The 12,158-nt window shown below is 68.9% G+C and carries 9 protein-coding genes and 3 pseudogenes; 7 read left to right on the forward strand and 5 right to left on the reverse strand.

What is annotated here, in order from left to right; genetic code table 11:
* Positions 1-39: 39 nt before the first annotated feature.
* Both ABKA17_RS42330 and ABKA17_RS42335 read right to left on the reverse strand, forming a co-directional pair.
* Positions 40-1,089, reverse strand: a pseudogene (locus ABKA17_RS42330) (glycoside hydrolase family 10 protein); the annotation flags it as partial.
* Positions 1,090-1,140: 51 nt separating this feature from the next.
* Complete coding sequence (locus ABKA17_RS42335) at positions 1,141-2,754, reverse strand: glycoside hydrolase family 43 protein (protein WP_353697746.1); 1,614 nt, start codon at positions 2,752-2,754, stop codon at positions 1,141-1,143.
* Positions 2,755-3,113: 359 nt separating this feature from the next.
* Here ABKA17_RS42335 and ABKA17_RS42340 point away from each other — a divergent pair, with 359 nt between their 5' ends.
* The 4 genes and pseudogenes from ABKA17_RS42340 (at position 3,114) to ABKA17_RS42355 (ending at position 7,564) form a co-directional block, all read left to right on the forward strand.
* Entirely contained in the window at positions 3,114-4,757 is a 1,644-nt protein-coding gene (locus ABKA17_RS42340) for a glycoside hydrolase family 27 protein (RefSeq protein ID WP_353697747.1), read from the forward strand.
* Between the two features lie 58 nt (positions 4,758-4,815).
* Positions 4,816-5,391, forward strand: a pseudogene (locus ABKA17_RS42345) (family 43 glycosylhydrolase); the annotation flags it as partial.
* Positions 5,392-5,537: 146 nt separating this feature from the next.
* Positions 5,538-6,244 (forward strand): annotated as a pseudogene (locus ABKA17_RS42350) (carbohydrate-binding protein).
* A gap of 18 nt (positions 6,245-6,262) precedes the next feature.
* Positions 6,263-7,564: a CE1 family esterase gene (locus tag ABKA17_RS42355; protein WP_353697748.1), complete on the forward strand. Its 1,302-nt coding sequence runs from the start codon at positions 6,263-6,265 to the stop codon at positions 7,562-7,564.
* Positions 7,565-7,654: 90 nt separating this feature from the next.
* Here ABKA17_RS42355 and ABKA17_RS42360 read toward each other — a convergent pair whose 3' ends face one another.
* Positions 7,655-8,029: a winged helix-turn-helix transcriptional regulator gene (locus ABKA17_RS42360; RefSeq protein WP_353697749.1), complete on the reverse strand. Its 375-nt coding sequence runs from the start codon at positions 8,027-8,029 to the stop codon at positions 7,655-7,657.
* Positions 8,030-8,119: 90 nt separating this feature from the next.
* Between ABKA17_RS42360 and ABKA17_RS42365 the strand changes: the two genes are divergently transcribed.
* The 3 genes from ABKA17_RS42365 to ABKA17_RS42375 all read left to right on the forward strand — a co-directional run bounded on the left by ABKA17_RS42365 (position 8,120) and on the right by ABKA17_RS42375 (position 10,151).
* Positions 8,120-8,932, forward strand: a complete 813-nt coding sequence (locus ABKA17_RS42365) for an MBL fold metallo-hydrolase (protein WP_353697750.1) — start codon at positions 8,120-8,122, stop codon at positions 8,930-8,932.
* Positions 8,933-9,178: 246 nt separating this feature from the next.
* Positions 9,179-9,529, forward strand: coding sequence for a YybH family protein (locus ABKA17_RS42370; protein WP_353697751.1), 351 nt, complete (start codon positions 9,179-9,181; stop codon positions 9,527-9,529).
* Positions 9,530-9,800: 271 nt separating this feature from the next.
* Positions 9,801-10,151: a YybH family protein gene (locus ABKA17_RS42375; protein ID WP_353697752.1), complete on the forward strand. Its 351-nt coding sequence runs from the start codon at positions 9,801-9,803 to the stop codon at positions 10,149-10,151.
* A 253-nt stretch (positions 10,152-10,404) separates the two neighbouring features.
* On the opposite strand, the gene ABKA17_RS42380 is transcribed toward ABKA17_RS42375, so the two are convergent.
* Together ABKA17_RS42380 and ABKA17_RS42385 are read right to left on the reverse strand one after the other, a co-directional pair.
* Positions 10,405-10,644: a helix-turn-helix domain-containing protein gene (locus ABKA17_RS42380; RefSeq protein ID WP_353697753.1), complete on the reverse strand. Its 240-nt coding sequence runs from the start codon at positions 10,642-10,644 to the stop codon at positions 10,405-10,407.
* A gap of 404 nt (positions 10,645-11,048) precedes the next feature.
* Positions 11,049-12,065, reverse strand: coding sequence for a LacI family DNA-binding transcriptional regulator (locus ABKA17_RS42385; protein ID WP_353697754.1), 1,017 nt, complete (start codon positions 12,063-12,065; stop codon positions 11,049-11,051).
* Between the last annotated feature and the right edge of the window lie 93 nt (positions 12,066-12,158).

Below are 12,158 nucleotides of genomic sequence, written 5' to 3' on the forward strand. Positions count from 1 at the left end.
CGGGAGCCGGCGTTCTCGTGTGCGCGGAACTCAGCGGGCGGATGAGGGCGTACCGCCAGTGGCAGCGGGCGTACCGCCCAGCGTCGTCAGCACCGCGTTGTACGCGGGCTTCTTGTTGCCGCCCCGGTCGAAGAGCAGCGGGTTCTCCGAGGCCCGCCAGGAGTCGCTGTCGCGGATGCCCCAGACCGTGATGCCGTTGCAGCGCGCGACGTTCATGCAGGCCCTGACGGTGTTCGTGTACGCGGTCGGCGATGCCTGCGCGATGTCCAGTTCGGTGATCTGGACGTCCACGCCGAGGGCGGCGAAGTTGGACAGTGTGCTCTGGAAACTGGCGGGCGGGCCGCCGGTGCCGAAGTGGGCCTGGAAGCCGACGCAGTCGATGGGCACGCCGCGCGCCTTGAAGTCGCGCACCATGCGGTAGACGCCCTGGGTCTTGGCGTCGCTCCAGTTTTCGATGCTGTAGTCGTTGTAGCAGAGCTTGGCCGCCGGGTCGGCCGACCGCGCGGTGCGGAAGGCCTGCTCGATGAAGCCGTCGCCCAGCAGGTTCTGGAACACCGAGGGGCGGTGCTGGCCGCTGCCGCCGTCCGCGAAGGCCTCGTTGACCACGTCCCAGGCGAACACCTTTCCCTTGTAGTGGTTCATCACGGTGGTGATGTGGTTGTTCATCACGCCGCGCAGGGTGTTCGCATCCCTGATGGAGTTGACCCAGCCGGGCAGTTGGGAGTGCCAGACGAGGGTGTGTCCGCGCAGCCGCTGCCCGCGGGCCTGTGCGCGGTTCGCGATCTGGTCGCCGGGGCCGAAGTTGAACGCGCCGCGGGACGGCTCGGTGGTGTCCCACTTCATCTCGTTCTCGGGTGTGACCGAGTTGAACTCGCGGTTCAGGATCGTGCTGTACGTGCCGTCGCCGAGCCTGCCGGCGGCCACGGCGGCTCCGAAGTACCGCCCGGACTGGGCGGCTTGGGCGCCCAGCGTGGAGGCCTTGACGGCATCTGGTGCGCCGGTCGCGGTTCCTGGCGTCAGCAGGGTGGCCGCGGTCAGGAGGGACAGCACCGTGGCTCGTCGACGGCCGAGTCGCTTCAGCGGGTTCATGGTTCTCCTCGTACGGTCGGGTGGGGGGTGGGTGTGCGAACCTCCGATCGTTCAGGGGGTGGACAGCTCGAACCGCGTGACGCGGACCGTGCCGCCGAGCGCCTGTGTGGCGTGGTTGAAGAGGGCGAACCGGTAGCCCATGAAGAACCGCCAGTCGTTGCCCAGGGAGAAGGCCGGTCCGAGGCGGGTGAAGGTGGTGCCGTCGATGCTGTAGGAGAAGGTGCCGGGGCGTGCCGTGCCGGGGCGGATGTCCGCGGCCGCGCGCAGCCAGATGCGGCTGCCCGAAACGGGCGCGCTCGCCACCTCGTTGCCCGTGCCGGTGGTGTTCCAGTTGCCGTCCATGGTCAGCCCGTTGACCATGACCACTCGCGTCTCGCCGCTGTCGCGCTTGAGGCCGATCCAGGCGGAGGAGTCACGCAGCAGCGCGAGTCCGGCACGGTCGCCGTCCCGCATCGCGGAGTGGTCGAGCTGGACCGTGGCGGTGGAGGTGGGGCCCTGGATGCGGTGCGTGAGGGTGTTGCGGGCCCAGTAGAGGTCGTTGGTGACGGTCGCGGTCCGCAGGGTCAGGCCGCCGGCGACCGACCATTTGGTGTTGTCCGGGTTGTGGTTCCACTCCCATCTCGGTTTGAGGGTCGTGCCGTCGAAGGTGTCCACGCCGGTCATGGCGGTGACCTCGCGGGGTGGCGTGGGCACGACCGGGCTGGGGTACGAGGTGCCCCATGCGCCGTCTACGAGTTGCACGACGGGCCAGCCGTCCGAGGTCCAGGTGACGGGTGCCAGGGCGGGCATCCGGCCGCCGGGGTAAGCGTCGACGAAGGCCATGTAGTACCAGGCACCGCTCTGCGTCTGCACCAGCCCGCCCTGGTGCGGGACGCCGCCGCCGGGGATCGGCCCGCGCAGGTCGAGGAGGACCTGCCGCATCGTGTACGGACCGAAGGGGCCGCTCGACGACTTCAGGATGTACTGGCCGTTCGCGGGGCGGGTCAGGAAGATGTAGTACTGCCCGTTGATCTTGTAGAAGCGGGATCCCTCGAGGGTGCCGACATTCGACGGTGTCGTGAACACCTGCTGGGTGCGGACCTGGCTGCGGCCGTCGGGCGAGAGCTGGGCCACGCTGATGGTGGTGTTCCCGTAGGCCACGTACAGGGTGTCGTCGGTGTCGACGAGCAGCCCGGCGTCGTAGTACGGGGTGCTGATCGTCGTCAGCCTGTTCCACGGCCCCTCGGCGGCGGTCGCGGTGTAGACGTACGTGCGGGCGAAGTCGATCTGGCCCAGCCAGTAGAACGTCCTGTTGCTCGGACGGTAGGCCAGTGACGACGCCCAGATCCCTCTGACGTAGCCGCGGGCGCCGTTGAGGTCGTACTTGGCGCCGAAGTCGAGGACCGGCACCGAGTGACCGGCGATCTCCCAGTGCACCAGGTCGTACGAGCGCAGGACGGGTGCCCCTGGCGAGTAGTGCATCGTCGAGGCCGAGGCGTAGAAGGTGTCGCCGACGCGGATGACGTCGATGTCCGCGAAGTCCTGCCAGATCACCGGGTTCGCGTAGGACGTGGCGGCGGCGCGGGAGGTTCCGGTCAGCGGAAGGATGGAGCCGGCGGCGAGGCCGGTGGCGGCCGCCAGCGCGCGGCGACGAGGCCAATGTTGATCAGAGCATGACAGATTCATGTGTGGCGCTCTCCGATGGTGTTCGTGGTGTCGAACATAGATCGGGTCGTCGAGCATTCTGGATGATAGGAGGCTGGTTGAATGCGTCAATCCCTCTCGCATGATTCGCAAGGGTCGTCGAAAGATTCGAAGGCCCCCGTGCCGGGTTGCTGTGCGCCGGCTGGCCGAATAGCCCAGATCGTGGGCGGTTTTCGCCATTGAGGACAGGGGTCGAACTTTGATGACCCTATGGTGTTGACATGTTCGGGCGGCTCTCTAGGATCCCTGGGGCCACAAGTTTTCCGAATGGCATTCGAAATTTTGTCGCTCCCAGAAGCCTCCCGCGTCCATGTCATGGACCTGACTTACAGGGGCCCCAAATGCTCAGACGATCGGGCAGACGACTGTTCCATCTCCTCGCGGCCGCCGCGCTGACGGTCACCGCTTCCGTGACAGCCTCCGTCGGCACGACCGCCGAGGCGGCACCGGGCAGCCCGGCGCTGACCCCTCCGCTGGGCTGGAACAGCTGGAACAGTTTCGGGTGCGGGATCACCGAGGCGCAGGTCCGTCAGGCCGCGGACGCGATGGTGTCCTCGGGCATGCGGGAGGCCGGCTACCGCTATGTCGTGGTGGACGACTGTTGGTTCGACCCGCAGCGTGACAGCGCGGGCAACCTGCGGGCCAACCCGACCAAGTTCCCCAGCGGAATGAAGGCGCTAGGCGACTACATCCACGGCAAGGGCCTGAAGTTCGGCATCTACCAAGTGCCGGGCGACCGCACCTGCGCGCAGACCACCGGCGCCTACCCGGGGTCCACGGGCAGCCGAGGGCACGAGGTCCAGGACGCCAGGACGTTCGCCTCGTGGGGCGTGGACTACCTCAAGTACGACTGGTGTTCCTCCAGCGGAACCCGTGACGAGCAGGTCGCCCGGTTCTCGCTGATGCGCGATGCCCTGCGGGCCACCGGCCGGCCGATCGTCTACAGCATCAACCCGAACAGCTTCCACGCGATCACCGGCGCCACCTACAACTGGGGTGAGGTCGCCGACCTGTGGCGGACGACCGAGGACCTGCTCGACATCTGGCAGAACGGCAACACCAACAGCTACCCGATGGGTGTGGGCAACGTCCTGGACGTCACCGCGCCGCTGGCCGCGCAGTCGGGGCCGGGACATTGGAACGACCCCGACATGCTGGTTGTCGGCCGCCCCGGTCTGACGCTGACCGAGTCCCGCTCCCACTTCGCCCTGTGGTCGCTGATGAGTGCCCCCCTCATGGCCGGCAACGACATCCGCACCATGTCCGCCGACGTGGGCGCCATCCTGCGCAACCCGCGCCTGCTGGCCGTCAACCAGGACTTGCTCGGCGCGGGCGGACGCCGGGTCCGCGACGACGGCACCACCGAGGTGTTCGGCAAGCCCTTGTCCGACGGCTCGGTCGCAGTCGGCCTGTTCAACCGTGGGAGCGGCACCGCGACGGTCACCACCACAGCCGCGCAAGTGGGCCTGTCCGGTGCCTCGTTCACCCTCACGGACCTGTGGACCGGCGGCACGTCGAGCACCTCCGGCCAGATCTCCGCCGCCGTCCCCGCCCACGGTGTCGCCGTGTTCAAGGTGACCGGTGGCAGCCCCTTGGCCTCCACCACCGCCCGCCTGCGCGGCGCCGCCTCCGGCCGCTGCCTGGACGTCGACACCGCCTCCACCGCAGCCGGGACCAAGACACTGATCTGGGACTGCCACACCGCCGCCAACCAGCTCTGGACCACCTGGGCCGGAGGCGAGATCCGCGTCTACGGCGACAAGTGCCTGGACGCCTTTGACCAGGGCACCACCAACGGCACGCCGGTCATCATCTGGCCCTGCAACGGCCAGGACAACCAGAAGTGGACTACGCAGGCCGACGGATCGATCCGCAACGTCCGCGCAGGACTGTGCCTCGACGCCAACGGCGCCACCACCAACGGCACCCCGCTGGTCCTGTGGACCTGCAACGGCCAGGCCGGTCAGAAGTGGAGCCGCGCATGAGGGACGTCGCACACCCGCCGCCGGCTCACCCGCCCGCCGACTGCCGGGGGAGGCCATGATGGTCCCGGCTCGGCCATGGCCCACCACCGGCACGGGGCTCACCCGGGCGGTCGCCTGGACCGTGGGCCTCCTGCTGGCGTTCGCCGTCGTCCCCGCCGCGGTGCAGCCCACGCAGGCGAGGGCCGACAACCCCATCGTCCAGCACGTCTACACCGCCGACCCGGCCCCGCTCGTCCACAACGGACGGGTCTACCTCTACACCGGGCACGACGAGGACGGCTCCACCTACTTCACCATGAAGGACTGGCGGGTGTGGTCCTCCGCCGACATGGTCAACTGGACCGATCACGGCTCCCCGCTCAGCCTGGCCACCTTCAGCTGGGCGTCCGCCGACGCGTGGGCGGGACAGGCCGTGGAGCGAGGCGGCCGGTTCTACTGGTACGTGCCCGTGAAGAACCGGGCGACCGGCCGCATGGCCATCGGCGTGGCGGTCTCGGACAGCCCCACCGGCCCGTTCCGGGACGCCATCGGCCGTCCGCTGGTGGAGAACGGCGAGATCGACCCGAGCGTGTTCATCGACGACGACGGCCAGGTCTACCTGTACTGGGGCAACCCGAACCTGTCGTACGTCAGGCTGAACGCCGACATGACCTCCTACTCGGGCGGCGTCAACAGAATCCCGCTCACCACCGCAGGGTTCGGCACCCGCACCGGTGACCCCAACCGTCCCACGCTGTACGAGGAGGACCCTGGGTCTACAAGCGGAACGGCCTGTACTACATGGTGTTCGCGGCCAAGTGCTGCTCGGAGTTCATCGCCTACTCCACCGCGCCGGGCCCGACCGGGCCCTGGACCTACCGCGGGACGGTCATGCCCACCCAGGGCCGCAGCTTCACCAACCACCCCGGGATCGTGGATTTCAAGGGCAGTTCGTACTTCTTCTACCACAACGGCGCCCTTGCGGGCGGAGGCGGCTTCACGCGCTCGGTCGCGGTGGAGCGGTTCACCTACAACGCCGACGGCACGATCCCGGTGATCAACATGACGAGCGGCGGGGCGCCCCAGATCGGCACGCTCAACCCGTACATACGCCAGGAGGCCGAGACGGTCGCCTGGGGGTCCGGGGTCGAGACCGAACCGGCCGGCGAAGGCGGAATGAACGTCGGCTGGATCGACAACGGCGACTACCTCAAGGTCAAGGGAGTGGCCTTCGGGGCGGGGGCGTCCTCCTTCACCGCGCGTGTGGCCTCGGGCAGCGGGGCGGCACCGTCGAACTGCGCCTGGGCTCGCCCAGCGGGACGGTCGTCGGCCGGTGCGGTGTGCCGAACACCGGGGGCTGGCAGAGCTGGACGACGGTGACCTGCCCGGTCACCGGCGGGACCGGGACCCAGGACCTCTACCTGCGGTTCAGCGGCGGCAGCGGCTACCTGCTCAACATCAACTGGTGGCAGTTCACCCCCGCCACCACCGTGACGACAACGAGGTAATCAAAGAAGGGCAGTTGCATGCGGACAAGGACAAGATCCCTCTTATGGCCCGCCGTGGTCGCGGTCCTGCTCGTCCCGAGCATGGCCGGCACGGCACTGGGCCGCGGCCAGGGCGAGAACACAGCGCTCGCCGCCTCCGGCACGGCTGCCGCGCCCCTCGGCACCGCCGCCGCGAGCCCCGGATGCGGCAAGACACCCACCCTGACGAGCGGCACGTACACGATCCAGAGCGGCGGCAAGAGCCGGACCTTCATCCTGCGGATCCCGGACGGCTACGACCGCAACCGCGCCTACCGGCTGGTCTTCGGGTTCCACTGGCTGGGCGGCACCTCCACCGACGTCGCCACCGGCCGCACCGTGGAGACGGGCACCTGGGCCTACTACGGGCTCCAGCGACTGGCGAACAGCAGCGCCGTCTTCGTCGCCCCCCAAGGCCTCAACAACGGCTGGGCCAACAACGGCGGTGAGGACGTCACCTTCGTCGACGACATGCTCAGGCGCATCGAGTCCGACCTGTGCGTCGACACGACACAGCGCTTCGCCCTGGGATTCAGCTACGGCGCCGCCATGTCGTACGCCCTCGCATGTTCCCGCGCGACGGTCTTCCGCGCGGTCGCGGTGCAGAGCGGCGGGCAGCTCAGTGGATGCAGCGGCGGCACCCAGCCGATCGCCTACCTCGGAGTGCACGGTCTCAGGGACAACGTCCTCGGTATCTCGGGTGGACGGGCACTGCGGGACAGGTTCGTCAGGAACAACGGCTGCACGCCCCAGAACCCGCCGGAACCGGCGCAGGGCAGCCTGACGCACCGGGTCACCACCTACGCGGGGTGCTCGGCCGGGCATCCGGTCGCCTGGGCGGCGTTCGACGAAGGGCACATTGCCGCACCGCAGGACGGGGCCCCCGGTGACAGCGGCAGGACCTGGGTGCCGCAAGAGGTGTGGAAGTTCTTCACGCAGTTCCAGACCTCCGACCCACCTCCGAACACGACGACCTGCCGGGTCACCGGCACGGTCAACGCGTGGAACACCGGCCTGACGTCGAACATCACGATCGCCAACACCGGCACCACCGCGATCGACGGCTGGTCCCTCGCCTTCACCCTGCCCGACGGCCAGACCATCACCTCCGGCTGGAACGCGGACTACACGGCCGCCGCCGGCCGGGTGACGGCCAGGAACGTCTCCCACAACGCCACCATTGCTCCGGGCGCTTCGGTCGACATCGGCTTCCAGGCAACCCACACGGGCAATCCCGCCCCGCCGACGTCCTACAGCCTCAACGGCACCGCCTGCGCTGTCACCGGGAGTGCACCGAACTAGCCCTGTGCTTTGCCTGCAGTTCGTGGTCAGGGCGCTCGCTCGTACGGCAGAAGCACGGTGGCGTGTGCTGTGCACGCCGAGCCTGTCTTGTCAGGGTGTTGGGTCGGTGGTGTGGGTGTGTAGGTGGTGGGCGTAGTCGCTGGTGTGTTCTTCGGCCCAGTTCTGCAGGTGTTGTAGTGCGGCGGTGACGCCGCGGGCGAGGTCGGTCAGGGCGTACTGCACCGTCGGTGGGCGGCTGGTGTGCACGGTGCGGGTGATCAGTCCGCCGGCTTCGAGGTCGCGCAGGGTCTGGGCGAGCATCTTGTCGCTGACGCCGCCGGCCCGTCGGCGCAGCTCGGACCAGCGTTGCGGGCCGTCCATGAGATCGACCAGGACCAGGGTGGCCCACCGGGCGGTGACCAGGTCGAACAGCTGCCTGCTGGGGCAGGCGGGATTGCGGACGTTGCCTCGGGTGCTTTCCTGCACGTGCTCACCTCACCTAAAGGTATGTACTTCCCTTGAGAAAGTAACTCGGTCAGAGTGAGGGAGCCACCCCCTGATCGTCAAGGAGTACCTGTGGTAACCGATGTTGCCGTGAACCGCGCCGCGCCCACCGTGACGGTGCTCGGCGGCCCCACCGCGCTGATCCGCCTGGCCGGCTGGACGCTGCTGACCGACCCGACCTTCGACGCCGCCGGCACCGAATACCAGGACGGCCCGGTCCCGGTGCGCAAGACCGCCGACCCGGCGCTGACGCCCTCCCAACTGCCCGCTCTCGACGCCGCCCTGGTCAGCCACACCGGGCATCTGGACAACCTCGACACCGCCGGGCGTACGGTGGCCTCCACTGCCCCGGAGGTGTTCACCACGGTCGCCGGCGCCACCGATCTCGGGGGCGCAGCTGTTGGCCTGGAGCCCTGGCAGACCCGGACCCTGTCGACGCCGGGCCGCACGCCGCTGAACATCACCGCCGTCCCCGCCCGTCACGGTCCCGTCGGCACCGAGGACCTCACCGGTCCGGTCACCGGCTTCCTCCTGCACACCGACGACGGCTCCACACCCAGCGTGTATGTCTCCGGTGACACCGTGGACCTGGACGCGATGAGCGACCTGGCCGGCCGGTACCGCGTCGACGTGGCGCTGCTGCACCTGGGCGCGGCCGGCTTCGAGGCATTCGGTGACGTACGGCTGTCGCTGAGCGCGGTCCAGGCCGTCGAGGCCCGCCGCCTGCTCGGCGACCCCCTCGTGGTGGCCGTGCACGCCGAGGGCTGGGCGCACTACACCGAAGACCGCGGCCACGTCCAGCAGGTCTTCGACGCCGCCGGCGTCCCGCTGCACTGGCCCACCCCCGGCGAGCCCCTCACCCTGCCCGCCCCGCACACCCGCTGACACCTCACCCGGTGCCGCCGCCGGCGCACCGGCCGGCTCCTTCCACACCACCGCAGTCGACGCGGGAGCAGCAGGCGCCACCGCACTGCACGAGGGCCCCGCCACCGTGCCGGACAGGATCATCAGCGCGCACGACAGCGCCCAGCAGTTTCTGGGGCTGACACCGCGCACCCACTAATCGCGCACGCAGATCGGCCTGCAGCCGGTCCGTCCGCAACGAAGAAACGAAGAGAAAGAGGAAAGACCATGAAGCCGGAAGTCGTGCACGAGCGTTTCGCCCAGTACCTCAAGGACCGGGACCTCGACGGACTGGGTTCCCTGTTCGCCCAAGACGCCATGTTCGTACCGGGACCGGGACAGGAGCCCGTCTACGGCAGGGAAAACATCAAGGAAGCGCTGAAGCCCTACCTCGCCTCGCCCAGCACCATGAAGGTGCTGGCCACATCGGTCCACCAGAACGGCGACCTGGCGATGGTCCAGCCGTCCTGGCGGATCACGAGCGAGAGCGGCATCGTCGAAGGAAAGGCGATCGAGGTGATGAAGAGGACGAGCGAAGGGGACTGGGTCTACATCATCGACAACCCCTACGGCGTCTGAATTCCCGCCATCCCGGCATCCCCGTCGGGCGACAGAACCTCCTCACGGCAGCGGCGACCGCATCGACGTTCTCGATGCGGCCGCCGGGTCACCGCACTGTACGAGGGCCTCGCCACCGTGCCGGACCACACCATCAGCGCGTACGACGACAGCGCCCAGCAGTTTCTGGGGCTGACACCGCGCACCCACCACCGGTCAAAGGCTCACGCAGATCGGCCTGTAGCCGACCCGCCCGTCCGCAACGAAGAAACGAAAAGAAAAAGGAAAGAACATGAAGCCGGAAGACGTGCACGAGCGCTTCGCCCAGTACCTCAAGGACCGGGACCTCGACGGACTGGGTTCCCTGTTCGACGAAGACGCCATGTTCGTACCGGGACCGGGACAGGAGCCCGTCTACGGCAGGGAAAACATCAAGGAAGCGCTGAAGCCCTACCTCGCCTCGCCCGGCACCTTTGAGATGGGGGCCGCGTCGGTCCATCAGAACGGCGACCTGGCGATGGTCCAGGTGCCCTGGCAGATCACAGGCGAGGACGGCACTCTGGAAGGAAAGTCGGTCGAGGTGATGAAGAGGACGAGCGAGGGGGACTGGGTCTACATCATCGAAAACCCCTACGCCGTCTGATTCCCGTCACCCCGGCATCCCCGTCGGGCGACGGAACCTCCTCACGGCAGCGGCGGCCGCATCGACGTTCTCGATGCGGCCCCCGCTGCACTGGCCCACCCCGGGCCGGCCCATCACCCTGCCCGCGCCGCACACCCGCTGACACCTCGCCCGGTGCCGCCGTCGGCGTACCGGCCCGCTCTTTCTAGGCCAGCGGAGCCGTGGGAGCGGCTGCGGTCACCGCACTACCTCGCCGTCGTGCCGGACAAGATCATCAGTGCGCAGCCTTGTTGCGCCGTGGTTCCCGACCGACCGTCGAGGGCGTGTGGCCCAGCCGCCTGGCCATCTCCCCGGTCGCCAGGCCGCGTTCGCGCAGCGACGCGATCCGTTGCCGCTCGAACAGGGAAGGTACCTGCCTGATTGGGAAGACTCCGGCAGGTACTCCGGTGGCAGGCCGACGTTCTCGGACCGCCACCGGTATCCGGTCTTCCTTCCGATCCCGAGCTGCCTGCATGCTTCGACCGAGTCCATCCCGGCCGCGAGCAGCCCAGTACTCCGCCTCGAGTTCCAGCCTGCGCTTGGGCCCCGCCTCGCGATCAGCCAAGCCTGGGGAACTGACGCCTCGACAAGAATTGGCTGCGGCGACCTGCCCCCGTACGGCTACCGATGGCTTCGCGTCGGCACCCCGGCGGGCGACCCCGACAGCACCGCGTCCGGCTGAGCCCCATGAGTGTGGTCCTGACCCATCGGCGGGGCCCCGAGTGCGCCGTGCCCGGGGTCCGGTAGCGGCACACCCGGCCCACCGGCACCAGAGCCGCGGTACAGACAGAGGCGGGCCGGGCACCTACGCGTCAAGCCGGAAGGGGCAGGCCGAGGTTCGGGGTGTGGGCAGGTGTTTCTGCAGCACACGTCATGGACTCAAGACGATTCGCGTACGACGAGTTCCGTGGGAAGTGTGACGCGCCTGCGCGGCATTTCGGGATCGCTGATCTCCTCCAGGAGGATGCGTCCGATCATGGCGCCGATCTCCTCGACGGGCTGGCGCACGGTGCTGAGGGGCGGATTGGTGTGCCGGGCGATGATGGAGTCGTCGAACCCGACCACGGCCACGTCGTCGGGGACGCTCCTGCCCTGCCTGCGCAGCTCCGCCAGAGCCCCCGCCGCCATGACGTCCGAGGCGACGAAGACGGCGTCGAGCTCGGGGACTCGTTCAAGGAGTGAACGCATCGCCGCCCCGCCGCCCTCCTCGGTGAAGTCGGCCGAGGCCACGAGCCGGTCCGTGCCTTGGTGGCCGGCCTTCTCGAGGGCCTCGCGCCATCCCTGGAGCCTGCTGCGGCCTACCTCCATGTCGAGCGGTCCGCTGATCGTGGCGACGGTGCGCCGCCCCCGCGCGAGGAGGTGGTTGACGGCCGTCGTGGCCCCGCCGGTGTTGTCGGAGTGCACGTGGCTGAGCGACTCGTCGGGGGAGCGGCGTCCGGCGAGCACTGTGGGCAGTCCCATGTCCTCCAGCAGCCCCGGCAGCGGGTCGTGCTCGTGCACGGAGACGAGGAGGACTCCGTCGACACGCCGTTCCGCGACCGACTGGGTGAGCTGGTCGCGCTCTGCCTGGTCGCGGATGAGCACCAGTTGGAGCTGCGTGCGGGTCTCCGCGAGGGCGGTGCTGACACCGCGGATGACGGCCGAGAAGTAAGGTTCCGAGCCCAGCTTGCTCTCCGACTCGGGGATCACGAGAGCCACGGAGTTCGTCCGGCTCGTCACCAGGCCCCGGGCAACGGAGTTCGGGACGTAGTTCAGCTCGGCGATGGCGGCGAGGACGGCGGCTCGCGCTTTCTCGCTGACGAGTTCGGAGCCGTTGATGACTCGTGAAACCGTGGTGCGTCCGACGCCGGCGCGGGCTGCCACGGTGATGATGGTCGGGCGTTGCCGTTCCCCCATGGCGCCTCCCTCGCTCGGCTCTGCCTGGACGGCTTTCACCTGCGCATTGTGCCAGATCTGAGGAGGGCGTCCGCAGGGCGTGGGTGAGGGCTC

It is taken from the genome of Streptomyces sp. RG80 (assembly GCF_040446465.1).
GTDB lineage: Bacteria > Actinomycetota > Actinomycetes > Streptomycetales > Streptomycetaceae > Streptomyces.